Annotated in this window: 27 protein-coding genes and 2 tRNA genes; 15 read left to right on the forward strand and 14 right to left on the reverse strand. The window is 69.8% G+C overall.

Annotated features, from left to right (window positions below):
* Window positions 1-14 precede the first annotated feature (14 nt).
* Both ACR3ZA_RS08770 and ACR3ZA_RS08775 read right to left on the reverse strand, forming a co-directional pair.
* On the reverse strand, window positions 15-1,334 hold the full coding sequence (locus tag ACR3ZA_RS08770) for an MFS transporter (protein ID WP_473661592.1): 1,320 nt from the start codon (window positions 1,332-1,334) through the stop codon (window positions 15-17).
* Window positions 1,331-1,765, reverse strand: a complete 435-nt coding sequence (locus tag ACR3ZA_RS08775) for a MarR family transcriptional regulator (RefSeq protein WP_473662301.1) — start codon at window positions 1,763-1,765, stop codon at window positions 1,331-1,333. The genes ACR3ZA_RS08770 and ACR3ZA_RS08775 overlap by 4 nt, the downstream gene beginning before the upstream one ends.
* A gap of 75 nt (window positions 1,766-1,840) precedes the next feature.
* Between ACR3ZA_RS08775 and ACR3ZA_RS08780 the strand changes: the two genes are divergently transcribed.
* The 4 genes from ACR3ZA_RS08780 to ACR3ZA_RS08795 are packed head-to-tail and all read left to right on the forward strand — an operon-like array spanning window position 1,841 to window position 5,632.
* Window positions 1,841-2,707: an alpha/beta fold hydrolase gene (locus ACR3ZA_RS08780; RefSeq protein ID WP_473661593.1), complete on the forward strand. Its 867-nt coding sequence runs from the start codon at window positions 1,841-1,843 to the stop codon at window positions 2,705-2,707.
* A gap of 35 nt (window positions 2,708-2,742) precedes the next feature.
* The gene (gene lplAB, locus ACR3ZA_RS08785; protein ID WP_473661594.1) at window positions 2,743-3,792 is read left to right on the forward strand and encodes a lipoate-protein ligase LplAB; all 1,050 of its coding nucleotides are present in this window, start codon (window positions 2,743-2,745) and stop codon (window positions 3,790-3,792) included.
* A complete protein-coding gene (locus tag ACR3ZA_RS08790) occupies window positions 3,789-4,832 on the forward strand; it encodes an iron chelate uptake ABC transporter family permease subunit (protein ID WP_473661595.1) in 1,044 nt (347 codons plus the stop codon). Before lplAB ends, ACR3ZA_RS08790 begins: the two co-directional genes overlap by 4 nt.
* Window positions 4,829-5,632, forward strand: coding sequence for a heme ABC transporter ATP-binding protein (locus ACR3ZA_RS08795; RefSeq protein WP_473661596.1), 804 nt, complete (start codon window positions 4,829-4,831; stop codon window positions 5,630-5,632). The genes ACR3ZA_RS08790 and ACR3ZA_RS08795 overlap by 4 nt, the downstream gene beginning before the upstream one ends.
* Here the strand turns inward: ACR3ZA_RS08795 and ACR3ZA_RS08800 are convergent.
* The 6 genes from ACR3ZA_RS08800 to ACR3ZA_RS08825 form a co-directional block, all read right to left on the reverse strand.
* On the reverse strand, window positions 5,629-5,913 hold the full coding sequence (locus ACR3ZA_RS08800) for an N-acetyltransferase (protein WP_473661597.1): 285 nt from the start codon (window positions 5,911-5,913) through the stop codon (window positions 5,629-5,631). The genes ACR3ZA_RS08795 and ACR3ZA_RS08800 overlap by 4 nt on opposite strands.
* Window positions 5,914-5,963: 50 nt before the next feature.
* Window positions 5,964-6,989 (reverse strand): substrate-binding domain-containing protein, encoded by a 1,026-nt coding sequence (locus tag ACR3ZA_RS08805; RefSeq protein ID WP_473661598.1) that lies wholly within the window; start codon window positions 6,987-6,989, stop codon window positions 5,964-5,966.
* Window positions 6,990-7,014: 25 nt separating this feature from the next.
* The gene (locus ACR3ZA_RS08810; protein ID WP_473661599.1) at window positions 7,015-8,433 is read right to left on the reverse strand and encodes a GH1 family beta-glucosidase; all 1,419 of its coding nucleotides are present in this window, start codon (window positions 8,431-8,433) and stop codon (window positions 7,015-7,017) included.
* Window positions 8,434-8,476: 43 nt separating this feature from the next.
* The gene (locus ACR3ZA_RS08815) at window positions 8,477-9,364 is read right to left on the reverse strand and encodes an ABC transporter permease subunit (protein WP_473661600.1); all 888 of its coding nucleotides are present in this window, start codon (window positions 9,362-9,364) and stop codon (window positions 8,477-8,479) included.
* Window positions 9,361-10,362 (reverse strand): ABC transporter permease subunit, encoded by a 1,002-nt coding sequence (locus tag ACR3ZA_RS08820; protein WP_473661601.1) that lies wholly within the window; start codon window positions 10,360-10,362, stop codon window positions 9,361-9,363. Before ACR3ZA_RS08820 ends, ACR3ZA_RS08815 begins: the two co-directional genes overlap by 4 nt.
* Window positions 10,363-10,448: 86 nt before the next feature.
* Window positions 10,449-11,702, reverse strand: coding sequence for an extracellular solute-binding protein (locus ACR3ZA_RS08825; protein ID WP_473661602.1), 1,254 nt, complete (start codon window positions 11,700-11,702; stop codon window positions 10,449-10,451).
* A gap of 209 nt (window positions 11,703-11,911) precedes the next feature.
* On the opposite strand from ACR3ZA_RS08825, the gene ACR3ZA_RS08830 reads away from it, so the two are divergent.
* Window positions 11,912-12,736 carry a D-alanyl-D-alanine carboxypeptidase family protein gene (locus tag ACR3ZA_RS08830; protein WP_473661603.1) on the forward strand — a complete coding sequence of 275 codons (825 nt, stop codon included), beginning with the start codon at window positions 11,912-11,914 and terminating at the stop codon, window positions 12,734-12,736.
* Between the two features lie 5 nt (window positions 12,737-12,741).
* Here the strand turns inward: ACR3ZA_RS08830 and pgm are convergent, their stop codons facing one another.
* Together pgm and ACR3ZA_RS08840 are read right to left on the reverse strand one after the other, a co-directional pair.
* Entirely contained in the window at window positions 12,742-14,364 is a 1,623-nt protein-coding gene (gene pgm, locus ACR3ZA_RS08835) for a phosphoglucomutase (alpha-D-glucose-1,6-bisphosphate-dependent) (protein WP_473661604.1), read from the reverse strand.
* Between the two features lie 40 nt (window positions 14,365-14,404).
* On the reverse strand, window positions 14,405-14,866 hold the full coding sequence (locus ACR3ZA_RS08840) for a MarR family transcriptional regulator (RefSeq protein ID WP_473661605.1): 462 nt from the start codon (window positions 14,864-14,866) through the stop codon (window positions 14,405-14,407).
* 57 nt (window positions 14,867-14,923) lie between these two features.
* Between ACR3ZA_RS08840 and ACR3ZA_RS08845 the strand changes: the two genes are divergently transcribed.
* Window positions 14,924-15,826 (forward strand): SDR family NAD(P)-dependent oxidoreductase, encoded by a 903-nt coding sequence (locus ACR3ZA_RS08845; RefSeq protein WP_473661606.1) that lies wholly within the window; start codon window positions 14,924-14,926, stop codon window positions 15,824-15,826.
* Here ACR3ZA_RS08845 and ACR3ZA_RS08850 read toward each other — a convergent pair.
* Window positions 15,801-16,121 carry a nuclear transport factor 2 family protein gene (locus ACR3ZA_RS08850; protein ID WP_473661607.1) on the reverse strand — a complete coding sequence of 107 codons (321 nt, stop codon included), beginning with the start codon at window positions 16,119-16,121 and terminating at the stop codon, window positions 15,801-15,803. The genes ACR3ZA_RS08845 and ACR3ZA_RS08850 overlap by 26 nt on opposite strands.
* A 41-nt stretch (window positions 16,122-16,162) precedes the next feature.
* On the opposite strand from ACR3ZA_RS08850, the gene pheA reads away from it, so the two are divergent.
* The 3 genes from pheA to ACR3ZA_RS08865 are packed head-to-tail and all read left to right on the forward strand — an operon-like array spanning window position 16,163 to window position 17,954.
* The gene (gene pheA, locus ACR3ZA_RS08855) at window positions 16,163-17,092 is read left to right on the forward strand and encodes a prephenate dehydratase (RefSeq protein WP_473661608.1); all 930 of its coding nucleotides are present in this window, start codon (window positions 16,163-16,165) and stop codon (window positions 17,090-17,092) included.
* Window positions 17,093-17,113: 21 nt separating this feature from the next.
* Window positions 17,114-17,638, forward strand: a complete 525-nt coding sequence (locus tag ACR3ZA_RS08860; RefSeq protein ID WP_473661609.1) for a hypothetical protein — start codon at window positions 17,114-17,116, stop codon at window positions 17,636-17,638.
* Window positions 17,631-17,954 (forward strand): hypothetical protein, encoded by a 324-nt coding sequence (locus tag ACR3ZA_RS08865; RefSeq protein WP_473661610.1) that lies wholly within the window; start codon window positions 17,631-17,633, stop codon window positions 17,952-17,954. The genes ACR3ZA_RS08860 and ACR3ZA_RS08865 overlap by 8 nt, the downstream gene beginning before the upstream one ends.
* 26 nt (window positions 17,955-17,980) lie before the next feature.
* Here ACR3ZA_RS08865 and ACR3ZA_RS08870 read toward each other — a convergent pair whose 3' ends face one another.
* On the reverse strand, window positions 17,981-18,964 hold the full coding sequence (locus ACR3ZA_RS08870) for a diacylglycerol kinase family protein (protein WP_473661611.1): 984 nt from the start codon (window positions 18,962-18,964) through the stop codon (window positions 17,981-17,983).
* Between the two features lie 50 nt (window positions 18,965-19,014).
* Here ACR3ZA_RS08870 and serS point away from each other — a divergent pair, with 50 nt between their 5' ends.
* From serS to ACR3ZA_RS08900, 6 genes are all read left to right on the forward strand, one after another.
* A complete protein-coding gene (gene serS, locus ACR3ZA_RS08875; RefSeq protein WP_473661612.1) occupies window positions 19,015-20,280 on the forward strand; it encodes a serine--tRNA ligase in 1,266 nt (421 codons plus the stop codon).
* Window positions 20,277-21,086, forward strand: a complete 810-nt coding sequence (locus tag ACR3ZA_RS08880; RefSeq protein WP_473661613.1) for an HAD-IIB family hydrolase — start codon at window positions 20,277-20,279, stop codon at window positions 21,084-21,086. Before serS ends, ACR3ZA_RS08880 begins: the two co-directional genes overlap by 4 nt.
* A gap of 37 nt (window positions 21,087-21,123) precedes the next feature.
* A tRNA-Ser gene (locus ACR3ZA_RS08885) sits at window positions 21,124-21,208 on the forward strand.
* Between the two features lie 56 nt (window positions 21,209-21,264).
* The gene (locus ACR3ZA_RS08890; protein WP_473661614.1) at window positions 21,265-22,518 is read left to right on the forward strand and encodes an LCP family glycopolymer transferase; all 1,254 of its coding nucleotides are present in this window, start codon (window positions 21,265-21,267) and stop codon (window positions 22,516-22,518) included.
* Window positions 22,519-22,571: 53 nt separating this feature from the next.
* A tRNA-Ser gene (locus ACR3ZA_RS08895) sits at window positions 22,572-22,660 on the forward strand.
* A gap of 76 nt (window positions 22,661-22,736) precedes the next feature.
* Window positions 22,737-23,549, forward strand: coding sequence for a shikimate 5-dehydrogenase (locus ACR3ZA_RS08900; RefSeq protein ID WP_473661615.1), 813 nt, complete (start codon window positions 22,737-22,739; stop codon window positions 23,547-23,549).
* Here the strand turns inward: ACR3ZA_RS08900 and ACR3ZA_RS08905 are convergent, their stop codons facing one another.
* Together ACR3ZA_RS08905 and ACR3ZA_RS08910 are read right to left on the reverse strand one after the other, a co-directional pair.
* Entirely contained in the window at window positions 23,550-24,974 is a 1,425-nt protein-coding gene (locus tag ACR3ZA_RS08905) for a serine hydrolase (RefSeq protein ID WP_473661616.1), read from the reverse strand.
* Between the two features lie 128 nt (window positions 24,975-25,102).
* Window positions 25,103-25,825 (reverse strand): DUF4386 family protein, encoded by a 723-nt coding sequence (locus ACR3ZA_RS08910; protein WP_473661617.1) that lies wholly within the window; start codon window positions 25,823-25,825, stop codon window positions 25,103-25,105.
* Window positions 25,826-25,949 lie beyond the last annotated feature (124 nt).

Here is a 25,949-nt window from a genome sequence, read left to right on the forward strand (position 1 = left end):
GCGGGTCGGCCAGCTCACCGCTGCGTGGTCGCTTCGACGATCGCGATCTCGTGCGTCGCGGTCTCGCGATCCAGACCCCGCGTCGCCCGCAGTCGCCACGGCCAGCGGCGGGCGCGGTCGACCTGGAGGCGCACCTGGTAGTGCCGCGCGTACCAGGCGAGGGCGAGCCCGGCGGCGGCGAATCCGGCGGCCGCCCCGATGCCGAGTGCCCAGCGCGGGCCGAAGGCGTCGGCGACCCAGCCGAGCAGCGGCCCGCCGATCGGGGTGCCGCCCATGAAGATCGCCAGGTACAGGGCCATCACCCGTCCGCGCATCGACGGCGTGGTGGTGGTCTGCACGTAGGCATTCGCCGAGGCCATCATGCTGAGGGCCGAGAACCCGACGAACACGAGCGTCACCCCGTAGACCCAGACGTTGGGTGAGATCGCGCCGAGCCCGAGGCTGGCGCCGAAGGCGGCGCTCGCGATCGCGAGGGTGCGCAGGCGCGGCCGGTCGCGACGCGCGGCCAGAAGCGCGCCGCTCACCGAGCCGATCGCGACCACCGAGCCGAGGATGCCGAACACCTCCGCGCCCGCCCCGAACTCGAGACGCGACATGGTGGCGGTGAAGATCGGGAAGTTGAAGCCGAGCGTGCCGAGGATCGCGATCATGCCGAAGACGAGCAGCAGATCGGGGCGGGCGCGCACGTAGCGCAGCGCCGCGCGCGACCCGCCGCCGCGACCGGAGGAGCGGGTGAAGGGCACGAATTCGCTCGGCCGCAGCACCGACAGCGAGACGCACACCGCGAGGAAGCTCGCCGCGTTGAGGATGAACACCCATCCTTCGCCGATCCCGGCGACGAGCACGCCGGCGATGGCCGGGCCGACGAGGCGCGCGCCGTTGAAGGCGGCGGAGTTGAGGGCGACGGCGTTGGAGAGCAGTCGGTCGGGGACGAGCTCGCCGACGAAGGCCTGGCGCGCGGGGGCGTCGAAGGCGGCGGCAACACCGAGCGCCCCGGCGAAGGCGTAGACCATCGGGAGGGTGACGTGGCCGCTCAGGGTGACCACGCCGAGGCCGAGGCCGAGCGCGGCCATGCTGAGCTGGGTGACCAGCAGAAGTCGGCGGCGGTCGATCCGGTCGGCGACGGTGCCGGTGAGCGGCAGCAGCAGCACCGCGGGTCCGAACTGCAGCGCCATCGTGATGCCGACCGCGGTGGCGTCGTCGTTCGTGAGCTGGGTGAGCACGAGCCAGTCCTGGGCGATGCGCTGCATCCAGGTGCCGACATTGGAGACGATCGCGCCAGCGAACCAGATGCGGTAGTTGCGCGCCGCGAAGGAGCGGAACATCGCGCTCATGACTCGGCCAGGCGCTGCAGCGCGGGCAGGGCGGCGCGCAGGGCCCGCTGCTCGTCGTCGGCGAGGGTGGCGAAGTGGGTGTTGAACCATTCGGTGCGCAGGCGTCGGGTGGCGAGGATGAGCTCGTGTCCGGCGGGGGTGAGGTGCACGTCGACGCGTCGCGCATCCGTCTCGGAGGGGCGGCGCTCGACGAGCCCGCGCTCCTCCAGCGCGTTGAGGGTGCGGTTGATCGACGGCGGCGAGACGCGCTCGGCGGCGGCGAGGTCGACGGGGGCGAGCACGCCGTGGCGCTCCAGCTGGAACAGCACGACCATGTGCGAGTCGGAGAGCGATTCGTCGCTGCGATTGTGGCGGATGCGCCGGGCCAGCTTCTGCACGACCATGCGCAGCTGCTCGGTTTCGTCTCGCGCTCGGTCGTCTCGGGAACTCATCACGATCATTAGCCTAGTTCATTAACCTTGCTAACGCTGGCAGCGTCCTAGACTGAGCCGACGCGAGGAGGCGGGATGTCGAAGAGCACGATCGTCCGGGAGGACGACAGTTTCGCTGATGCACACGGGGTGCGGATCCACTACTACCGCTGGCGTGCGGCGCAGCCGAAGGCAGTCGTGCAGCTCGTGCACGGTCTCGGCGAGTACGCGGCCCGCTACGAGGGGTTCGCGCAGGCGCTCGCCGCCGCCGGCTACACCGTCTATGCGAACGATCATCGCGGCCACGGGCAGACGGGTCTCGAGCAGTGGGCCGACGAGCCGGACCGCTTCGGCAAGCCGGGTCCGGGGGGCCTCGGTGCGACGATCGACGTCGTCCAGGAGTTCACCGCGCTCATCCGCGACCGTGAGCCGGGCCTTCCGCTGGTGTATCTCGGTCACAGCCTCGGATCGCTGTTCGGCCAGCGCATCCTGCAGTCGCACGCCGCCGACTACGACGCCGTCGTGTTCAGCGGCACCGCCTACCGCACGCTGCGGCACATGAACTCGGGCGACCTCAACAAGCGGCACGCCCATCTCGGCCCGACGACCGCCGAGTGGCTGAGCCGCGACCGGGCGATCGTCGACGCCTTCGCCGCCGATCCGCTCACCTTCGAGGCGAAAGCGGCCGAACTCTACGGACTGCTCGACGGGCTCAAGCTGCTCGGCACCCCGTCGAAGCTCGCCAAAGACCTGCCGATGCTGATCCTCAACGGTGAAGAGGACTCGCTCGGCAACCCGGAGAGCGTCACCAAGCTCGCCCGCGCCTACCGCGAGAAGGGCGGGCTGAGCGACGTGACCCTCAAGATCTACGCGGGTGCGCGGCACGAGGTGTACAACGAGGTGAACCGCGACGAGGTGATCGCCGACCTCATCGCCTGGCTCGACGCGCACGTCGGAGGCTGAGCCTCGTTAGGCTTGCCTCACACGAAAGGCGGCGGATGCACGGCGAATTCAAGGTGCCCGGCGGCAAGCTCGTCGTTGTCGACCTCGAGACTGCCGACGGGGTGATCACCGATTTCCGGCTCTCGGGCGACTTCTTCCTCGAGCCGGACGAAGCGCTCCAGGTGATCAACGACGCCATGCGCGGGGTCGAGACCACGACGGATGCGCGCGCGCTCGCCGCCCACATCCAGCGCTCGCTGCCCGCCGACGCGGTGCTCGTCGGCTTCAGTCCCGACTCGATCGCGACGGCGACGAGGCGTGCACTGCATCAGGCGACCGGCTGGTCGGACTACGAGTGGCAGCTGGTGCATCCCGGGCCGCTCCCGCCGCTCACCCACCTCGCGCTTGACCAGGTGCTCACCGAGGAGGTCGGCGAGGGGCGCCGCAAGCCGACGCTGCGCATCTGGGAGTGGAACGAGCCCGCCGTCGTGATCGGCAGCTTCCAGTCGGTGAAGAACGAGGTCGATCCGGAGGCGGCCGAGCGGCACGGCTTCCGCGTCGTGCGGCGCATCAGCGGCGGGGGTGCGATGCTCATGGCCGCCGACTCGATCGTCACCTACTCGCTGTACGCGCCGGGTGAGCTGGTGCAGGGCATGACCTTCGCCGACAGCTACGCCTTCCTGGACGAGTGGGCGGTGCTCGCCCTGCAGAGCATCGGCGTCGACGCGACCTATCAGCCTCTCAACGACATCGCGAGCCCCAGCGGCAAGATCGGCGGGGCCGCACAGAAGCGCCTCGGCAACGGCGGGGTGCTGCACCACGTCACGATGGCCTACGACATGGACGGCGAGCAGATGACGCAGGTGCTGCGCATCGGCCGCGAGAAGCTCAGCGACAAGGGCACCAAGAGCGCCGCGAAGCGCGTCGACCCGCTGCGCAGCCAGACCGGGCTCAGCCGCGGCGAGATCATCGAGCGGATGATCGGCACCTTCGGTGAGCTGCACGGCCTCACGCCGGGCGAGATCACCCCCGAGGAGTACGCACGGGCCGAGCAGCTCGTCGCCGAGAAGTTCGGCACCGACGAGTGGCTGTACCGGGTCCCGTGAGCACCCGGCGACTGCGCGTTCCTCTCACCGCCGGCGGTTTCGCGCTCGTCCTGCTGGCGGGCATGCTGGCCTCGGCACTGCTCGGCCAGCTTCCGGTGAGCGCCGGCGAGGTGTTCGGGGCGCTGCTGCACGGAATCGGGGTGGAGAACGCGTGGGCGCCGGAGGATCCGCTCATCGAGTCGACGCTCTGGGTGGTGCGCTTTCCGCGGCTGGTGATGGCGATGGCCGTGGGGGCCGCGCTGGCGACCGCCGGCGCCGTGATGCAGGCGATCTTCGGCAACCCGCTGGCCGAGCCGGGCGTCGTCGGTGTCTCGGCCGGAGCGGCGCTCGGCGCCGCGGCCGGCATCGTGCTGGGCGCGGATGCCTGGGGCGAGTGGGCGGTCGCACTGCTGGCCTTCGTCGGCGGTCTGCTGGCGACCCTGCTGGTCTACTTCGTGGCGCGCGCCAATGGTCGCGCCGAGGTGGTGACGCTGCTGCTCACCGGCATCGCGGTCAACGCCTTCGCGGGCGCGGGCCTGGCCTTCCTCATCTTCGCGGCGGATGCCGCCAGCCGCGAGCAGATCGTGTTCTGGCAGCTGGGATCACTCTCCGGCTCGCTCTGGAGCGAGACCGGGCTGGTGGTCGTCGTCACGGTGCTCGGGGTGGTCGCCTCGGCGATGCTGTCGCGACGCTTCGACCTGCTCGCGCTCGGGGAGCGCAATGCGCGCCACCTGGGCATCGACGTCGAGCGACTGCGGATCGGCTCGATCGTGATCGTCGCGGTGCTGACCGCCGCCGGGGTCGCCTTCGTCGGCATTATCGCGTTCGTGGGGCTGGTCGTGCCGCACCTGGTGCGGATGCTCGTCGGGCCCGGGCACCGCGCGCTCATCCCCTTGAGCGCCCTGGGCGGCGCGGTGCTGCTGGTGCTCGCCGACCTGCTCGCCCGCACGATCGTCTCCGGTGCCGAGCTCCCGATCGGCATGCTGACCTCGCTCGTCGGCGGGCCGTTCTTCTTCTTCCTGCTCTGGCGGCAGCGCCGCCGTTCGGGGGGCTGGGCATGACGATCAACGGGGCGGCAATGCTCAGTGCCGAGGCGGTCGGGCTCACCCTCGACGGCCGCATCGTGCTCGACGACGTGTCGCTCGACGTGCGCGCCGGGGAGGTGCTGTCGCTCGTCGGCCCGAACGGCGCCGGCAAGTCGAGTCTGCTCTCGGTGCTCAGCGGCGAGCGCAGCGCGAGTCGCGGGCGGGTCCGGCTGGGCGAGCGCGACATCGCCGGCTTCTCGGCGGTCGAGCTCGCGCGCCGCCGGGCGGTCCTCACGCAGGAGAACGCGCTGAGCTTCCCGTTCCGGGTCCGCGAGGTCGTCGAGATGGGGCGCAGCCCCTGGGCGCGCACCCCCGACTTCGAGCGCGACGAGGGCGCCATCATCTCGGCGGTCGCGCGCGCCGACATCAGCCGGCTGCTGGATCGACGCTTCACCGAGCTCTCGGGCGGCGAGCGCGCCCGGGTCTCGCTCGCGCGGGTGCTCGCCCAGGACACGCCGATCGTGTTCCTCGACGAGCCGACGGCCGCGCTCGATCTGCGCCACCAGGAGGACGTGCTGCGCATCGCGCGCGGGCTGGCCGCTGCCGGGCGCGCGGTCGTGATCGTGCTGCACGACCTCTCGCTGGCCGCGGCTGCGGCTGACCGCGTCGCCCTGCTGCGCGCCGGTCGTCTGGAGGCGATCGGTCTGCCCGCGGAGGTCATGCGTGCCGACCTGCTGTCGGAGGTCTACGAGCTCCCGGTCGACGTCGTCCACCTCGACGGCCGCGTCCTCGTCGTGCCGCGGCGTTCGGGCGGAGGGATCGAGCCGACGAGCTAGCGCGTCGTCAGATCCCGGTACTCCGGGTGCTGGGCGATGAAGCGCGCCACGAAGGGGCAATCGGCAATGACGCGCGCGGTGCTGGTCGCGCGCACGTCGTCGAGGGCCTCGCGCACGAGACGCGAGCCGAGGCCGCGCTCCTCGAGGTCGGGGTCGATCACCGTGTGCGTGAAGCGGATGGTCGCGCCGTCGAACTCGTAGAGGCTCTTGCCGAACTCACGGTCGCCGCGCATCAGAAGATAGCGGCTGCGGTCGGTGTCGTTCCGAACCAGATCGTTCATCCGAAGATTCTGGCAAATGCGGCGCCGACACGCTGGCGCGCGTCGCGCCGCTAGGCGCTGTCGCGGATCACCAGGTGGGTCGGCATGACGCGGGAGCGCTCGACGCCTTCGCCGCGCAGCCGCGCGAGCAGCATGCGGGCCATCTCGGCGCCCATCAGCCGGGAGGGCTGGTGCACCGTGGTCAGCGCGATCTCGCCGTTCAGTGCGGCCGGGCTGTCGTCGAAGCCGACGATGGCGACATCCTCGGGGATTCGCTTGCCCGCGCGTCGCAGCACTGGGATCGCGCCGCTGGCCATCAGGTCGCTCGCGGCGAACACGCCGTCGAGCTCGGGTTCGCGCGCGAGCAGGTCGCGCATCGCCTGAGCGCCGCCGGCCATCGTGAAGTCGCCGGAGGCGGTGAGCGAGGCGTCGAGTCCTTCCGCGGTGAGCGCGTCGTGCCAGCCGTGCTGGCGATCGAGGGCGGCCTGCATGTCGGCGGGACCGGAGATCGAGGCGATCTTGCGCCGACCGAGTCCGATCAGGTGCCGGGTCGCGAGGGCGGCCCCCTCGGCGTTGTCGACGTCGACGTAGCTGCTCGGGTGCTGCTCGGGCTGGAACGGGCGTCCGCCGAAGACAACCGGGATGGTCGCATCCAGCGTCGTGAAGAACTCATCGCCGGAGTGGTGCGAGACGACGATCGCCCCGTCGACGTTGTTGCCGAGCAGGTAGCGCATCGCCTTCTCCGAGGGATCGGAGGGCTTGGCGAGCTGCAGGTTGAGCACGTAGTCGCTGTCTTCGAGCACGCCGGTGATGCCGAGCATGACCTCGGAGAAGAACGGATCGCCGAAGAAGCGCTGGGTGTCTTCGGGAACGACGAGCGCGATCGCCATGGTCTGCCGGTTCGCGAGCGACCTCGCCGCCCGATTGGGTACGTAGTTGAGGCGCTCGATCGCGCTGTTCACCGCGGCCAGCACCTCGGGGCTCACCTGGCTCGACCCGTTGACCACGCGCGAGACGGTGGAGCGCGAGACTCCCGCCGCCGCGGCGACTGCTTCGAGGGTCGGCGCGACGCGCGGGACCAGTGTTTCGCGCGTCATGGGCGAGAGTCTAGTGAGTCGCCTGTCAGAGGGCCCGGGCAGCGATGATGTCCTGGTAGCGCCGCGCGCTGTCCTTCGGGGTGCGCTCGAGCGTGTCGTAGTCGACCCGCACGATGCCGAAGCGCTTGTCGTAGCCCCAGGCCCACTCGTAGTTGTCCATGAGCGACCAGTAGAAGTAGCCGTGCACCGGCACGCCGCCCTCGATCGCGTCGAGCACCGCCGAGAGGTGCGCCTCGAGGAAGGCGACGCGGTCGGCGTCGTGCACCTGGCCGTCGGCCGCCACGACGTCGTCGTAGGCGGCGCCGTTCTCGGTCACGGCGAGAGCGACGCCGGCCGGAGCGGCGTACTCCTCGTGGATGCGGGCGAGCAGCCGCGTGAGTCCCTCCGGCTGCACCTCCCAGCCCATCGCCGTGGTCGGCAGGTCGCGCTGGTGCCAGTGCACGCCCTCGGCGGCGGGGAACGGGGAGCGCTTGGGGCGCTCGGAGGGGGCTGCCGTCGGCATCGTGTCGCCGTTCGCGGGCCGGGCGCCGACGAGCTCGCCGTGGTAGTAGTTCACGCCCAGCATGTCGATCGGGCTCGAGATCACCTCGAGGTCACCCGGCTGCACGACGTTCTCGAAGCCGAGACCCGCGACATCGTCGAGCACGTCGGCGGGATACTCGCCGCGGAAGATCGGGTCGAGGAAGAAGCGGTTGAACTGTCCATCGATGCGACGGGCGGCATCGCGGTCGCCGGCGTCGCTCGGGTCCGCCGCGTCGGCGACGGTCAGGTTGAGCGTGATCCCGAGGCTCAGCTTCGGGTCGCGGGCGCGCAGCTCCTTCACGACCATGCCGTGACCGAGCAGCAGGTGGTGACCCGCCGCGAGACCCGCGGCCGGGTCCTGGCGGCCCGGGGCGTGCTCGCCGCCGATGTAGCTGAGGAACGACGAGCACCACGGCTCGTTGAGGGTCGTCCACGAGGTCACGCGGTCGCCGAGAGCGTCGTGCACGGCCATCGCGTAGTCGAGGAAGCGCGACGCGGTGTCGCGAGCGGGCCAGCCGCCCTGCTCCTCCAGCGCCTGCGGCATGTCCCAGTGGTAGAGCGTCAGCCAGGGGTGGATGCCCGCGCCGAGGAGCTCGTCGACGAGGCGAGAGTAGAAGTCGATGCCCGCCGGGTTCACCGCACCCCCATCGGGGCAGACGCGCGACCACGAGGTCGAGAACCGGTAGGTCTGCAGCCCGAGCTCGCTCATCAGGGCGACGTCGTCGCGGTAGCGGTGATAGTGATCGCACGCCACGTCGCCGTTGTCCATCCCGACGACAGCCCCGGGCACCCGCGCGAAGGCATCCCAGATCGAGTCGGTGCGCCCGTCTTCGTGGGCCGCGCCCTCGATCTGGTAGGCGGCCGTGGCGGCACCGAACAGGAAGTCCTTCGGGAACGCGCGAGGGGTGGTGGTGGAGGACATGTAGACAGAGTTCTCTCGTTGAATGGACGTTGGCTGTGGGCGTCTAGCCCTTGACGGCGCCGGCCATGATGCCGCTCACCAGCTGCTTGCCCGCGAAGATGAACAGCAGCAGCAGCGGAATCGTGGCGAGCACGACGCCGGCGAGCACGATCGAGTAGTCGACGAAGTAGTTCGACTGCAGGAGCGAGAGCGCCACCGGAAGGGTCGGGTTCTGGCGGTCCAGCACGATGAACGGCCAGAAGAAGTTGTTCCACGCTCCGACGAAGGTGAAGAGGAACAGCATCGCCGCGGCGGGACGCGCGGCGACGACGCCGACCGTCCAGAACGTGCGGATCATCGAGGCGCCGTCGACGCGGGCCGCCTCGATGAGCTCGTCCGGCACCGCCTGACGCAGGTACTGCGTCATCCAGAACACGCCGAAGGCGCTCGTCAGCGCGGGCACGATGATCGCGCCGATCTGACCGGTCCAGCCGAGCTCCGAGAACAGGATGTAGAGCGGCACGACGCCGAGCTGCTGCGGCACCGCCATGGTGGCGACGACGAAGGCGAGCAGCGCGGGGCCGCCGTGGAACTTCAGCTTGGCGAAGGCCCAGCCGGCAAGGGTCGAGGTGGTCACGACCGCCATCGCGATCAGGAACGACGAGTAGATCGAGTTCCAGAGCGCCGGCCAGAAGTTCACGGCCTCGTTCGACATCACGGCGAGCGCATTGTCGAGGAAGTTGCCGCCCGGCCACCAGGGGCGCTCACGCAGCGACGAGGCATCCCCGGAGCCGATCACGAACGACCAGTAGAGGGGGAAGGCGGCGCTGATGAAGACGACGATCAACGTCGTGTAGGTCCAGAAGCCGGGACGGTTGCCGCGGATGTGAGTGGTGCGGCGACGCGGCGCGCGCGCCTCGGTCGTGTCGGGGGTCAGCGTGGTCGTGCTCATCGCGCGACCTCCTTCTTCTTCGTGAGGCGGCGCGGCTTCTCGCCGCCGCGACTGCCCTCGTCGCGGACGAGCGTGCGCGTGATCAGCAGGTTGATGAGCCCGATCAGCAGGATGATGATGAACAGGATCCAGGCCAGCGCTGCCGCGCGACCGAAGTTCCACTGGCCCCAACCGATGTCGTAGAGGTAGAGCGTGATGGTCAGCCACTGCTGGCCGGCGCCGCCGCGACCGAACTGGTCGAAGACGCGCGGCTCGTCGAAGATCTGCAGTCCGCCGATGGTCGAGGTGATGATCACGAAGATCAGGGTCGGCTTGAGCGAGGGCAGCGTGATGCTCGTGAACTGGCGGAAGCGGCCGGCGCCGTCGACGGTGGCGGCCTCGTAGTACTCGCGGTTCACGGCCTGCATGGCCGCCAGCAGGATCAGCGTGTTGTAGCCGGTCCAGCGGTAGTTGACCATCGTCGCGATGGCGATGTGGCTCCAGAACGGGTCCTTGTGCCACGGGATTCCGTCGATGCCGAGGTCGGCGAGCATGCCGTTGACCAGGCCGAAGTTGTCGGCGAACACGACGTTGAAGATGAGGCCGACGGCGACGGGGGCGACGACGAAGGGGAGCAGAACGCCCATGCGCCAGAAGGTCTTGGCGCGGATGTTGCGGTCGAGCATCGCCGCGATGAAGACCGCGAGGATCAGCTGCGGCACGGTCGACAGCAGGAAGATGCTGAAGGTGTTGCGCAGTGCCGTCCAGAAGTGCGGCTGCTGCAGGATCCAGATGTACTGGTCGAAGCCGATGAACTCACCGCTGTTGCGGACGAGGTCCCAGTCCATGAACGAGATGACGGCGGTGTAGGCGATCGGGAAGAGCCCGACGATCGCGAACATGATGAAGAACGGCGAGATGTAGAGGTACGGCGAGATCTTCAGATCCCAGCGGCTCAGCTTGTTCGAGAACGAGAGGACTCGAACTCCCGGGGGGTTCTTCGTGGGCGCGGCGCTCATGGTGCGACTTTCCGGTTGCGTCTTGGTCAGGGGAGGGAATCGGTGCGGGCCGCGGGGCGCGCGGCCCGCACCGAGAGGATGCGGCCTTAGAAGGCCGAGACCTCAGTCACCCAGGTGTTCCAGCTGGTGTCCTTGTCCTCGAGACCATCGAAGACGCGGGTCACGGCGTTCTGCAGAGCGTCGTGGAACTGGAAGTACTGCGGGCCCTTGAACGTCGCGACCGTGATGGCCTCGGCGCGCGAGGTGAGGATCTCACCGGTGGGGGCGTCGTTGAAGTACTCGTTCGTCGCCGCGGCCAGCTCATCGCTCGCGAGCGCCTCGACCTGGCTCGGGAAGGTTCCCGCGTTGGCGAAGGCCTGCATCTGCACCTCGGGCGAGGTCAGCCAGGCGGCGAGCTGCTGGGCAGCCTCGACGTTGGCACCGTTGGCCGGAACGGTCAGGTACGAGCCGCCCCAGTTGCCGCCGCCGCCGGGGAAGGCGTCGGCGATGTCCCAGCCGGCCACGTCGGGCGCGTTGCCCGAGATGACGCCGAGCATCCAGCCCGGGCACAGCATGGTCGCGAACTCGCCGCTGGACAGCGACGCGAACCAGTCCTCGCTCCACTGACCGGCGTAGGCCGAGATCGGCACGGCCTTCTCGACGACCGCGTCGTACGCGGCGGCGATGTCGGCGTTCTCGGTGGCGACGATCGTGCCGTCGGTCTCCTCGTACGCGATGTCGAGCTGGTTCACCATGCCCTGGAGCACCGAGTTCGCCGAGTCGATGAACGGCTTGCCGGTCGCCGCGGTGTAGTCCGCGCCGATCGAGAAGAAGTTGTCCCAGTCGCCGTCGAACAGCGCGGCGACCTCGGTGCGGTCGGTCGGCAGGCCGGCGGCCTCGAACAGGTCGGCGCGGTAGCAGATGCCCTGCGGGCCGATGTCGGTGCCGTAGGCGATGAGGTTGCCCTCCGAGTCGGTCGCCGAGGCTTCCTTCCAGTCGAGCCAGCGGCCCTGGAGGTCGGTCGGAACCGGCGCGAGGAGGTCGGCGTACTGCATCGCCTCCGTGAACCAGTCGATCTCGACGGCCTCAACGTCCGCGAGGCCCGACTTGCCGAGCTTCTGGAAGTAGTTGGCGCGCGCGTCGTTCGAGGTGGCGGCCTTGTTGTGGACGACGGCGATGCCGGTCTCTTCGGTGAACTGGGCGAGAAGCTCGTCCGTGTAGCCGAAGTCGTTGAACGTCGCGAGAGTCAGCGTGACGTCGTCGGTGGACTCTCCTCCGCTCGCAGCGCATCCGGAAACTACGAGGGCGAATGTGGCGGCGCCGGCGACGGCGGCAGCAACTTTGCGTCGTGAGAAACTCACGGTCACTCCTTTGTGTGCGTGGAATAGGTGCGGCCTATGAGAGCGCTCCCACGCGACAAGCGTGGTGGTCGTGGGAGCGCTCCCATGAAGCCGAGGCCCAAGCTAGCCCCCGTCGCCCGCGCTGTCAACACGTTTCGCCGCCGTCCCTCGAAACCCCTGGTCAGCGGGCCCTCGGCCGCGCCGCGGCGGCGGCGTCGTATGCTGAGCCGGTGAGCGAACTGCCGACCCGACGTGCCGAGATGCGCTCCGCTGAGCGAGGTCGCGGTCGTCGCGCGCGACGACGCATCGCGCTCGTGATCGGCGGCGTTGCGGTGCTCGCCGTGGCGGCGCTCGGAGTCGCGATCGCCGTCGTCGGCATCCCGAATCTCGGCGCCGTGCCGGAGGAGGAGCTGATCGTGTCCGGAGCTGTCGAGCAGCCCGCGACCAACGACGCGTTCGAGCCGCGCGCGCGCTTCAACATGTCGCTCTATTCGATCGATGACCCGAACAGCCTGTGGGTCGTCGTCAACAAGCTGCGCCCATTCGACCCGGCGAGCTTCGAGCCCTCGGGCCTCGTGCCGGTGCCGGTTCCGTACGTCAACTATGCGCAGCTTCAGGAGGTCGCCTCCGACGCCGTGGTCCGGATGTTCGCCGACTTCGAGTCAGAGACCGGCTACCAGATGCAGGCGCTCAGCACCTACCGCAGCTACGCGGCGCAGCAGCAGGTGTACGGCGGCAACGACCTGCTCACCGCGCGCCCCGGCTACAGCGAGCACCAGACCGGACTGGTCATCGACATCGACGCGATCCCGCGCACCTGCTCTCTGCAGGCCTGCTTCGCCGACACCCCGCAGGGGTCCTGGCTGGCCGAGAACGCGTGGGAGTACGGATTCATCCTGCGCTACCCGGACGGGCTCACCGACATCACCGGGTACCAGTTCGAGCCCTGGCACTACCGCTACGTCGGCCTCGAGCTCTCGACCGAGATGCACGAGACCGGCATCCAGACTCTGGAAGAGTTCTTCGGCCTGCCGGCCGCCCCCGCCTACAACTGAGCGGGCTAACCCCCCAGAGCGGTGTCGACGATGTCCTTGGCCGCGGCCTGCACCTCGGCGAGGTGCTCCGGGCCGCGGAACGACTCGGCGTAGATCTTGTAGACGTCCTCCGTGCCCGACGGGCGCGCGGCGAACCAGGCGTGCTCGGTCTCGACCTTGACGCCGCCGATCGCCGCGCCGTTGCCGGGCGCCTCCGAGAGGCGCGCCGTGATCGGATCGCCCGCGAGGGTGTCCGCCGTGATGTCGGCGCCCGAGAGCTTGCCGAGCCGCGCCTTCTGCTCCTTGCTCGCCGCCGCATCCACGCGCGCGTAGGCGGGGTCGCCGAACTCGGCGGTGAGTTCGGCGTAGAGCTCGCTGGGCGACTTGCCGGTGACCGCACGGATCTCCGCCGCCGCCAGCGCCAGCAGGATGCCGTCCTTGTCGGTCGTCCACGCCGTGCCGTCGAGCGCGAGGAAGCTCGCGCCCGCGCTCTCCTCGCCGCCGAAGCCGACCGAGCCGTCGATGAGACCCGGCACGAACCACTTGAAGCCGACCGGCACCTCCCACAGCCGGCGCCCCAGGGACGCGGCCACCCGGTCGATCATGGAGCTCGACACGAGGGTCTTGCCGATCGCCGCATTCGGGCTCCAGCCGTCGCGGTGCGTGAACAGGTACTGGATCGCCACCGCGAGGAAGTGGTTCGGGTTCATCAGTCCGCCGTCAGGCGTGACGATGCCGTGCCGGTCGGCGTCGGCGTCGTTGCCGGTCAGCAGGTCGAACTCGCCGCGCTTGGCCACGACGCTCGCCATCGCCGAGGCGGAGGAGGGATCCATCCGGATCTTCTCGTCCCAGTCGAGCGTCATGAACGACCAGGTCGGATCGACCTCCGGGTTCACGACCGTCAGGTCGAGCCCGAACTTCTCGGCGATCAGCTGCCAGTAGTGCACGCTCGCGCCGCCCAGCGGGTCGGCGCCGAGGTGCAGACCAGAGCCCCGGATCGCGTCGAGGTCGATCGCGTTGGCGAGGTCGGCGACGTACTCGCCGCGGTAGTCGTAGGTCTCCACGGCGCTCGGCTCGGAGCGCTTGACTTCGCGCATCCCGCCCTCGATCAGCTCGTTGGCGCGGGCCGCGATCCAGCCGGTCGCATCGGAGTCGGCGGGGCCGCCGTGCGGCGGGTTGTACTTGAAGCCGCCGTCGCGCGGCGGGTTGTGCGACGGGGTGATGACGATGCCGTCGGCCTGCGGGCCGCCCGCGTGCGCGCGGTTGTAGGCGATGATCGCGCGGCTCAGCGCGGGGGTCGGCACGAAGTCATCGAACTCGTCGACGAGCGCCGTCACGCCGTTCGCCTCGAGCACCTCGAGCGCCGTCGTCTCGGCCGGTCGGGAGAGCCCGTGGGTGTCGCGCCCGACGAAGACCGGGCCGGTGATGCCGTGGGCGGCGCGGTACTCGACGATCGCCTGCGTGGTCGCGGCGATGTGGGTCTCGGTGAACGCGCCGTCGAGGCTCGAGCCGCGATGGCCGCTCGTGCCGAACACGACGCGCTGCGCCGGGTCGGAGAGATCGGGGACGCGGTGGAAGTACGCGTCGATCAGTTCGCGAACGTCGATCAGATCGGACGGCTGGGCGGGGGTGCCGGCGCGGGAGGACATGCCTCCAGTCTCCCACCTGGGTCAAGCGGTGACGAGGCGGCTAGGCCTGCCCGTCGGCGCTCTCGCGCTGCCATTGGTCGAGCAGCTTCGGGAACTCGCGCAGCATGAACGCGTAGAACGCGCGCATCCGCTCAAGGCGCTGCGCCGACGAGGAGCCGGGCTCGGCCAGCTCGAGCCCGCGGTCGGCCAGCGCGGCGAACGAGCTGAGCGCGGGCAGCTTGCTGGCGAAGGCCTTCTCGAACGCGTCGTCTCCGAGCGCATAGCTGTCGCGACGCTCGCGTGGCGGGCGCGAGCGGACGACGAGCCCGAGGCTCTCCAGGGTGGCGAGGGCGACGCTCATCGAGCTCTTGGCGACGCCGAGCGCCGCGGCGAGGCTCGGCGCGTCGGCGCGTCCGGTCGGCTCGACGAGCAGATGCCCGAGCACGCGTGCCGCGGTCGTCGTCATCCCGAGGCGCACGTAGTGCTGCGCGAAGTCCTCGGCCAGCTGCTCCTGTGGGGTCACCTCTCCAGTGTATGCTTTGTTCGGATAGTTCGGAACAAGCCGAACGAAAGGAGCGACATGCGGGTCGCGATCACGGGCGCCAACTCAGGGATCGGTCTGCGCGCCGTCCGGAGATTCGCCGAGTCCGGAGCCGACGTCATCGCGCTGAGCCGCTCTCGGGAGCGCGGCGAACTCGCCATCGCCACGTTGCCGCCCGAGGCGCGAGCGCGGGTGCGGCTGGTCGAGCTCGACCTCGCATCCCCGCCCAGCATCGCCGGCGCGGCCGAGACGGTCGTCGCCGACGGACCGCTCGATGTGCTCATCAACAACGCCGCGGTGTTCGACCTGTCGGCCCGGGAGGCGCGATTCACGGAGACGGGCCAGGAGCTGTTCTGGGCCACCAACCACCTCGGTCCGACCGAGTTCACGGCGCGGGTGAGCGGCGCTCTCGCCGCCGCGCCGAGTCCCCGTGTGGTCTTCGTCGCCAGCAAAGGGCTCGTCACGATGCCGGGCCTGGCGATTCGCTTCGATGCGCTCACCGACGGCAGCTGGTTCACCCCGACCAAGGCCTACTATCACTCCAAGCTCGCTCAGGTGATGGCGGCCGTCACCCTCGCAGAACGAGCAGGCGACCAGGTCGACGTCTCCTGCCTGCGCGTCCCCGCGGTCCGGCTCGATGCCGACCGGCTCGCCGAGCAGCCGCCGATCTATCGCGCCCTCTACGCCCCGAAGAACCGCCTCGCGATGCCGGCCGAGGCACTGGCCGACGTGTACGCCGAGCTCAGCACCGGCGCACCGCGTCGTCCGCGCGGTGCCGACGTCTACGTGGACGAGCGACGTCGGGTCGTCGCCCTGCCGCGCTCCGCTCGCGATGCGGCCCAGCGCGAGCGGCTCTGGAGCGTCACGGCCGAGGCGATCGGCAACCCGACGTGGGCGTGGGCGGGCGTCGGTGAGCCTACGGGGCGATCTCGAGACGACTGATCAGCTCATCGGCGACGGTGAAGCGGAAGAAGCTCTCGCCGTTGAAGCCCTTGCCGCTGACGGCGATCCGCACCAGGTGAGCCTCGCCATCGCGCTCGACGCCCACGACACGGAAGCGGGAGTCGCGGCCGATGTTGTCGGACTCGTTCCACTCCGCGATGGCCTCGGCGCCCGCGAACTCCTTGCCCCAGTCGATCAGCACGGCGTCGGGGGCGAAGGCGGCGACGAAGGCCGCCGAATCGCCGGCGTTCGTCGCGTCGATCAGGCGTTGCACGGGGGCGGGCAGCTTGCTCATGCCTCCATCCTGCCCGAGCGGGTGGCCGCTAGGCTCACAGCATGCCGGACACCTACAGCTATCTCGGCCCGGCGGGCACCTTCACGTGGGCCGCGCTCAACCAGGTCGACGCCGCCCAGGGCCACGTCTGGCGCAGCGTCAACAACGTCGGCGAGGCGCTCGACGATGTGACCTCGGGCCGCAGCGTCGCCGCGATGATCGCGATCGAGAACAGCGTGGAAGGCGGCGTCAGCGCCACCCAGGACGCGCTCGCCAACGTGCCGGGCCTTCGCATCGTCGGCGAATACCTCGTGCCGGTCGACTTCGTGCTCGTCGCCCGGCCCGGCACGGCGCTCGCCGATGTCAAGATCGTCGCCGCGCATCCGGTGGCCTACGCGCAGTGCCACCTGTGGCTCGATCGCGAGCTGCCCGAGCACGAGCACTTCCCCGCGAGCTCGAACGTGGCGGCGGCAGCGGGGCTTGGCGATCCGGGTCTCGCGGATGCGGCGATCGCCCCGCCCGGAATCGACCGCGAGTACCCGGTCGAGGTGCTGGCCGAGAAGATCGGCGACAACCCGAATGCCGTCACGCGGTTCGTGCTGGTCAGCGCGAGCCGCGCCATCCCGGAGCGCACCGGGGCCGACAAGACCAGCGTCATCGTCGAGCTCCCCACCGACCAGCCGGGGGGCCTCGTCGAGATGCTCGAGCAGTTCGCGACGCGGGGGGTCAACCTGAGCCTGCTCGAGTCGCGCCCGATCGGCGACAGCATGGGGCGCTACCGCTTCGTCGTCGACCTCGACGGGCACGTGCACGACGAGCGCGTCGCCGACGCGCTGCTCGGCCTCAAGCGCTTCAGCCCCAACGTGATCTTCCTTGGCTCGTATCCCCGCGCCGACCAGCAGCATGTGACGGTCGATGGCCGCTACGACGACGAGGTCTTCATCGAAGCCCGCGACTGGCTGCGCGGGATCCTCTCGGGCGAGCCCGAGTAGCCGCTCACGCTGGAGGACCGCATGGCCGACGTCGACCCGCGCTTCGATCCGCGCTTCCAGCGCGGCTACGACCCGGAGGTCCACGGCGCCTCGAGCCCTCCCGCGGGCGTTCCCGAGCAGCCGATCCGCGTCGTCGCCGACGCGCCGACCGTCTCCGACGATGCCGCACCCAGCTCGGGCCCGGATCCCTCGCCTGAGACTGCCGACTCGCCGCCGCCGCTGGCCGCCGCCGTCGCCGCGGACGTCGAGCGCGGCCAGGACGACGAGCGCGACCAGGACGACGAGGCAGTCGTCGATTCGACCCGATCGCCCGCACCGAGGCCCCGCGTGATGCTGCTCGTGCTCGCCATCGTGCTCATCCTGTCCGCGGCGGCTCTCGTCATCAGCGGGCTCATGACGCCGACCGTGTACGACGGTTCGCCGACCGAGTGGGAGACGCTCTTGATGCTGGCGCGCGGCTACGCGGTGTCGCCGCTGCTGCTCGGCGGAATCATCGCGGTCGTCGGCTGGCTGTTCACGGCACCCGGGCACGCTCGTGATGAGTGAGGTGGGTGATGCGCGTCGGCGAGTCGCTCTCGCCGCGCTCGGCGCGGTGTGCCTGGCCGGGGCCGGGATCGCGCTCTTCGGCGCGTGGAGGGCGCGGGTGCTCGTCGACGTTCTGAACGTCCCGTGGTCGAGCGGCTTCGCCGATCAGGAGGCGTACTTCGAAGAGATCAACCGGCTGTATGACCTGTCGTTTCGACTCGCCGAACTGTTCGCCCCGCTGTTCGTCGGGGGGATCGCCGCCGTCACGGCGCTGCTCGTGGCGCGCGCCTGGCGCGACGCCCGGGGATCCGCCCGCGCGACCGGCCGCGACGGCTAGCTCCCGCCCCGCGCACTCCGCGGCGGCTAGTCGGCGGCGAGGCGCAGTGTCAGAGCGCCCGGTTCGACCCAGGCGCGGAAGGCGATCACATCGCCGATCGAGTCGCCGTCGATCTCCATCTGGTCGGGGCGCTCCAGCCGCACCTTCAGGTTCTCGCCCTGCAGGTAGCGCAGCACACGCACCCGCCGGTCGCGACCCATCATCTTGCGGCCCACGGTGCTGCGCCGCAGGACGCCGTTCTCCCAGACGAGCGCCACCCAAACGCGCATCCAGCCGAAGAAGCCGGAGGGGCGCAGCGTGACGACGTCGAAGCGGCCGTCGTCGAGCTTCGCGTCTGGCAGTAGCGTGATGTGCCCGGGCAGCATGCCGCAGTTGCCGATCAGCAGGCTGTGCACCGTGGTCGCCCGCGGTGGACGGTCGTCGAGCTGCGCGCGCAGCCGGATGCGACGAGGGTCGCGCAGCGATCGCGCGATCGCGTCGACGTAGGCCAACCAGCCGACCCGCTTCTTCAGCTCGGGGTTCGTGTTGGCCACCATCTGCGCGTCGATGCCGAGGCCCGCCATCACGAGGAAGCCGTGCTTGCGGCGCTCGCCGTCGGCACGCTCGAACTCGATCATGCCCAGATCGATCGGGCGGTCGACGCCCGCGAAGGCGACCCGCACGGCCTCGTCGACGCTGAGCGAGTTCAGGTCGACGTTGCGAGCGAACAGGTTGCCGGTGCCGGAGGGGATGATCGCGAACGACACCCCCGAACCGCTCAGCGATTCGGCGACGGCCCGCACGGTGCCATCGCCGCCCGCGGCGACGACCAGCTCGACTCCGGCGTCCAGCGCCTCGCGCGTCTGCGCGTGGCCGATGTCGTCAGCCGTGGTCTCGAGCCACAGGCTCTCGGCCCAGCCGCCGTTGACTTCCGCGCGAGCGACCGCGCTGCGCAGCTTCGAGACGCTCGCCTTGGCGGGATTGACGATGATGGCGGCGCGCGGGTGCCTGCCGGGGGTCGGGGCCGTCATGGCGACACCTTAGCCATCCTCGCTTCCAAACCGCTGAATAGGATGGTGGGGTGATCGACCCTCTGCTGCTGCGCGAAAACCCGGAGACTGTCCGCACCTCGCAGGAGGCGCGAGGCGAGTCGGTCTCTCTCGTCGACGACGCGATCGCCGCCGACCTCGCCCGCCGCACCGCGATCACCGAGTTCGAGACCGCGCGGGCCGAGCAGAACGCCTTCGGCAAGACCGTCGCGGCCGCCCCGAAGGCGGAGAAGCCCGCGCTGGTCGCGCAGGCGCAGGAGCTCGCGGCGCGGGTGAAGGCGCTGCAGCAGGCGGCGAGCGAGGCGGAGGACGCGTTCGCTCGCATCGCCGGAAGCATCCCGAACATCGTCATCGAAGGCGTGCCGGCCGGGGGAGAGGACGACTTCGTCACCCTGCGCGAGGTCGGCGAGAAGCCCAACTTCGACTTCGAGCCGCGCGACCACCTCGCCCTCGGCGAGCTGCTCGGCGCGATCGACATGGAACGCGGGGCCAAGGTCAGCGGCTCGCGCTTCTACTTCCTGAAGGGCGTCGGCGCGCGACTCGAGCTGGCGCTCATGAACCTGGCGCTCGACCGCGCGCTCGAGGCCGGCTTCACGCCCCTCATCACGCCGACGCTGGTGCGCCCCGACATCATGGCGGGCACCGGGTTCCTCGGCGCCCACTCCGACGAGATCTACTACCTGGAGCGCGACGAGCTCTACCTGACGGGCACGAGCGAGGTTGCGCTCGCCGGGTATCACAAGGACGAGATCCTCGACATCTCGGGCGGACCGCTCCGCTACGCCGGATGGTCGACCTGCTACCGCCGCGAGGCCGGATCGGGCGGCAAGGACACCCGCGGCATCATCCGCGTCCACCAGTTCCAGAAGCTCGAGATGTTCAGCTACATCGATCCGGCCGAGGCGGAGACCGAGCACGAGCGGCTGCTCGCCCTGCAGGAGGGCATGCTGCAGAGCCTCGGGCTCAGCTACCGGGTGATCGACACCGCGGCCGGCGACCTCGGCTCGAGCGCCGCGCGCAAGTTCGACGTCGAGGCCTGGGTGCCGACGCAGGACGCGTACCGCGAGCTGACGAGCACCTCGAATTGCACGACGTTCCAGGCCCGTCGACTCGACACCCGCTACCGCACGGAGAGCGGCAAGACGGCGCCGGTGGCGACCCTCAACGGCACCCTGGCGACGACGCGCTGGATCGTGGCGCTGCTTGAGACGCACCAGCGCGCCGACGGCTCGGTCGCGGTGCCCGAACCGCTGCGCCCCTTCCTCGGCGGACTCGACGTTCTGGAGCCGCTCGCGTGACCTCTGCCTGGCTGGTGGCGCTCGACATCGACGGCACCGTCCTGCGTGAGGACGGCGCCATGGGGCGCAGCGTGATCGACGAGGTCACCCGCGTGCGCGACCTGGGGCACGAGGTCACGCTCGCGACCGGCCGCTCGGTCTCGATGACGCTCCCCGTGCTCGAGCGCCTGGGGCTGACCCCGCGGTACGTCGTGTGCGCCAACGGCGCGATCGTGCTCGAGCGGGACGAGAGCGAACCGGATTCCTACGCGCGCTTCCTCACCGAGACCTTCGACCCGACGGATGTGCTCACCACGATCCACGGTCACCTCTCGGATGCGAGCTTCGCCGTCGAGGACGTCGACGGCGTCTTCCGCTACACCGGCACGTTCCCGGAGGGCGCGCTCGCCACGACGAGTCGGCAGGTCGAGTTCGACGATCTGCTCGGCGCTCCGGCCACGCGTGTCGTCGTGCTCGCGCCCGATCACGCGACGGAGGACTTCCTCGACATCGTGGACCGCATGGGTCTGCACAAGGTCAGCTACAACGTCGGCTGGACCTCGTGGCTCGACATCGCGCCCGACGGCGTCAACAAGTCGACCGCGCTGGAGCGCGTGCGCCAGCTGCTCGAGGTGCCGCGCAGCCGGGTCGCCGCGATCGGCGACGGCCGCAACGACATCGACATGCTCGCCTGGGCGAGCGCGGAGGGTCTCGGCATCGCCATGGGCCAGGCCCCGCCGGAGGTGCTTGCGGTCGCCAACGACACCACCAGCACGGATCTCGAAGACGGCGCGGCCGCCGCGCTCGCACTCCACTTCCAGGATTGACCTGGTTGCGGTCGGTTAGACTCACGATCGATTTACGGGAGGGCTGTCCGAGCGGCCGATGGAGCCAGTCTTGAAAACTGGTGGGCAGAAATGTCTCGTGGGTTCGAATCCCACGCCCTCCGCCGCTGGGGATGCTGGGGCACCCCTGTGAATACTGTCCGACGTCAAGTGAGGTCTCGTGAGCGACAAGAAGCTGGAACGCGTGAAGGCATCCGCCCGCGTGCGTCCGACCGTGGCGCGCCACGGACGTCAGAAGCGCGCCCGGGCCTGGAAGGCAGTTCTCGGTCTGATCGGCGGCGCGCTCACGGTGCTCCTGGTGTCGGGATCCGCGGTCGCCGGCATCGCCGTCTGGCAGACGGCCGGTGACATCGACACCGAGGCGATCGGCTTCGACGCCGTCGCCCTCCCGCCGAGCGTCGGTCCCTACGAGGGCGGCTTCAACATCCTGATCGTCGGCAGCGACAGCCGTGAGGGCGAGAACGCCGCGATCGGCGGCTACGAGAGCTCGACGCTCAACGACGTGACGATGCTCCTGCACGTCTCCGAGGACCACCAGAGCGCGACCCTGGTCAGCATCCCGCGCGACCTCATGGTTCCGCTGCCCGCGTGCGAGAACGGCGGACCGGCCACGGCGACCGCCATGAACACGACGCTCTTCTACGGCGGACTCAGCTGCACGGTCGACACGGTTGAGAACCTCACCGGGCTCGAGATCCAGTTCGCTGGACTCATCACCTTCGTCGGCGTGATCGCGATGTCGAACGCGGTCGGCGGCGTCGACGTCTGCATCGACGGCGCCTTCAAGGACAGCTACGTCGGCCTCGACTTCCCGGAGGCGGGCACCTACACGCTGAAGGGCAAGGAGGCGCTGCAGTTCCTGCGCTCGCGCCACGGCGTCGGCGACGGCAGCGACCTCGGGCGAATCAGCTCGCAGCAGGTGTTCCTCTCCTCGCTCGTGCGCAAGCTGAAGAGCGAGGACACGCTGGGCGACGCCGGAACGGTCTACAGCCTGGCGAAGGCGGCGACGCAGAACATGACGCTGTCGCAGAACTTCGGCCGCGTCGACATCCTGGCCTCGATCGCCCTGGTGCTGAAGGACATCCCGCTCGAGAACATCGTGATGGTGCAGTACCCGAGCACGACCGGGGTGACGACACCGTCGTACTACGCCGGCAAGGTGGCGCCGCTGCAGGCTCAGGCCGACGCGCTGTTCGCGGCGCTCCAGGCGGATACCCCGATCGCGCTCGACGACAACTCGCTCGACAGCAACCACAACGGGTCGACGCTCGACCCGAACGCGCCGACGGCGACCGCGACCCCGACGGCGGAGCCGACGGAATCGGCCACCGCCACCCCGACGACCGAACCCGTCACGGTGTCGGGCGTCAAGGGGCAGAGCGCCGACCAGTACACCTGCGCCGTCGCCAACTGATCGCGCGTTCGTGATCGCCGCCTGCGGCGGCTATGATGGCGAAGGCAATACCGGGAGACGTCGCATAGTCCGGTCGAGTGCACCACCCTGCTAAGGTGGAGACCCCTCTGGGGGTCCGCGGGTTCAAATCCCGCCGTCTCCGCAAGTGAATCTCCACGCGTCAGCGTTTCTGCGTCGCGCGAATCGCTGAGAGCGATTCGTGTCGAGAGAATGGTGCGATGCCCATCCTCAACAAAGACATGTCGCTCTGCATCTCGCTGGCCGCGCGGCCGTCGAACATCGGCACGCGGTTCCACAACTTCCTGTACGACGAGCTCGGACTGAACTTCATCTACAAGGCGTTCACGACGACCGACATCGCGGCGGCGATTGCCGGGGTTCGGGGCCTGGGCATCCGCGGCTGCTCCGTTTCGATGCCGTTCAAGGAGGCCGTGCTGCCGCTCGTCGATGTGGTGGAGGAGTCGGCGGCCGCGATCGAGTCGGTCAACACGATCGTGAACGATGACGGCGTGCTCACGGCATCGAACACCGACTACGAGGCGGTGGCGGAGCTGATCGCACGGCACCGGCTGGAGCCGGGGCAGCCGGTGCTCGTGAGGGGAGCGGGCGGCATGGCGAAGGCCGTCGTGGCGGCGTTCCGCGGCGCGGGCTTCGACGACCTGACCGTGGTCGCGCGAAACGCCGACGCGGGCCAGTCGCTCGCATCGAGCTACGGATACCGCGCCCAGGTCACCGACCCGGACCCCGGCCACGCCGTGATCGTCAACGTCACGCCTCTCGGGATGTCGGGTCCGAACGAGGACGACCTCGCCTTCAGCCGCGCTCACATTCTCGCGGCGAGCACCGTGATCGATGTCGTCGCGTTCCCGGCGGAGACGCCTCTCGTCCGCGCCGCGCGTGAGGCGGGCAAGCCGGTGATCTCAGGCGCCGAGGTGATCGCGCTGCAGGCCGCCGCGCAGTTCTTCCGCTACACCGGTGTCACGCTGACCGCGGAGCAGATTGAGCGAGCCTCGGAGTTCTCTCGAGCCTGATCAGGGGTGCCGAGGTGCGCGGGCATACGCCACCCCGAGCCGCAGCACCGCCCAGAGCACCCCGGTCACCGCGGCGGCGATGAACACCAGGCCGACGTCCGGCTGGAAGTGGTTGATCGTCGCGAACGGCGATCCGATGAGGCTCGGGACGAGGCCGAGGATCACCCAGGCGGCGACTCCGGTCGTGAGCAACGGGAACCACAGGCTGAACAGGCCCGCGAATCCCGCGGTGCGCTTGGCGCGGATCGCAGCCCGGTGCCGCCACGCCCAGCCGATGCTCGCGAGGTAGAAGACTGGCAGCAGCGTCATCCCGATGAAGAGCGCCCGCGCGCCCCAGTCGGGGCCGGCGTTCGCGTCCTCGAGGCCGAGCGCCGCCGCGGTGATGCCGCTGCGCAGCGGGAAGGTGTCGCCGAAGCCGAGACCGCTGCCGCCGTTGGCCAGCACGACGACCGCGCGGTTCTCGGCGGGGATCATCGTCGCGAGCGTCTCGAAGCCGGGGCTCGCCCCGGAGTGCGAGACGGTGCCGTCGGAGGAGTCGAGGAACCAGCCGAAGCCGTAGAACGGGGATGCGGCGCTCGCCGGCTGCATCATCTGCGCCTTCCCGTCGGCGCTCAGCACGTCATCCTGCCCGTTCATCATGGTTTGCAGGTAGCGCGCCAGGTCGTTCGCGCTGGCGACGATCCCGCCCTGTGGCGCCGTCGCCCGATCGGTCGCGGTGTCGGGCAGCGGCAGCTTGGTGCCGAACCACGACCGGTGGCCGGTCGCCATGGCGTCGTGGGTCTCGCCGTCGGCGACGAAGCTGCTGCTCATGCCGATCGGCTCGAGGATGTGCTCGGTCACGTAGGCCTGGAACTCGCGGCCGCTGACCACCTCGACCAGGCGACCGAGGATCTGGTAGTTGGTGTTCGAGTACTCCCAGCGCGTCCCCGGTTCATGGGCCGGGGTCTCGTCGGCGAGCTCGTCCACGAGGCGCTCGAGTTCGTCGGCATCGCCGCGGGCGTCCGTGTGCGAGGCGTTGCCCTGCAGGGTGGAGAAGCCGCTCGTGTGGCTGAGCAGCTGTCGGATGGTGATCGCTCCGGCCGGCTTGCCGGAGAAGCCGTCGAGGTATGTCGAGATCTCGGCATCGAGCTCGACGTCGCCGGCTTCGACGAGCTGCATCACCGCGAGCGCCGTGAAGCTCTTCGAGATCGAGCCGGTCAGAAACGGGGTGTCCGCGGTCACGGGGGTGTCCTCGCCGAGGTGGGCGACGCCGCGGGCGCCGGCGGCGCCGAGCTCGCCGTCGACGACGACCGCGTAGGAGACGCCGGGCACGCCGGAGGCCGCCAGTTCGCGGTCGATGACCTCGTTGATGGCGTCATCCAGCGCGCCGGCGGGCAGTGCCGCGCTGAGCCCGATCACGACCGTGGTCAGCAGGGGGCGGATCATCGTGCTTCTCCTTGAGGATGTGCGCCGAAATCGAGCTTCATTCGACCGTAGCGGAACGGGATCGATCGTCGGGGAGGGGGCGGTGGCCCCGCATCGTGGGATGCGAGGCCACCGCGCCGGGTGGCCCGCTAGGCGGCGGTCAGCACCGGGCTCTCGTCGCGGGTGACGGCGCTCGAGCGGCGGCTGGCACGCAGCAGCCACACGGTGAACGTCAGCTCGGCGACGATCGACGAGGTCGCGACGATCGCGAGCATCAGATCGGCGACGGCGGCGTAGTCGGTCAACAGGATGTGCGCGAGGGTGTCGATCGCGTAGGTGGCTCCGGCGACGGCGAGGATGATGCCGATGAGGCGGGGGGCGATGCGCGAGCGGACGATGAGGGCGCCGAGCGTCATCAGGTGCACGCCGAAGGCGAGCAGGCCGATGAACCACGCGAAGTCGAACGCGGCGAACATGAGCAGTGCGACGTCCGCGCCGAGGCTGGTCGCGCCGAGCGCGATCTCGAGGCCGAGGAACATGAACACGGCGGCGACGCCGAGGAACACCGTGTATGCCAGGCGGAACCACGCGACGAGCAGCGACCGTGCGCGGCCGCCCGGGGCGAAGAGCACGTAGAGGCCCCACGCGACGGGGATGTCGAGCAGGAACACGACGGCGAACGCGGCGAGGCCGACGCGGAACAGGCCTTCCTGCTCGCGGATGGCGGCGACCGTGGCCTCGGCGTCGGTGGGATCGATCATCCCCTGCTTGACGACGAAGTTGGCGAAAATCGCGAGGACGAAGAGGGCGACATAGCCGGCGGCGGCGACGCGCGCCGCGGTGCGCCGGGTGGTGTCGGTGAGTGCGGACATGGGTGGTTCTCCTTCGGTTCGTTGATGGACAGCGGTTGAGATGGCTCGTGATCGTACTTAGTACGACGATATGCAGAACCGTAGCGATACTTAGTACGATGAGTCAAGCCCGACGTGAAGGAGA

The sequence above is a fragment of the Herbiconiux sp. J20-20 genome (genome assembly GCF_057365085.1).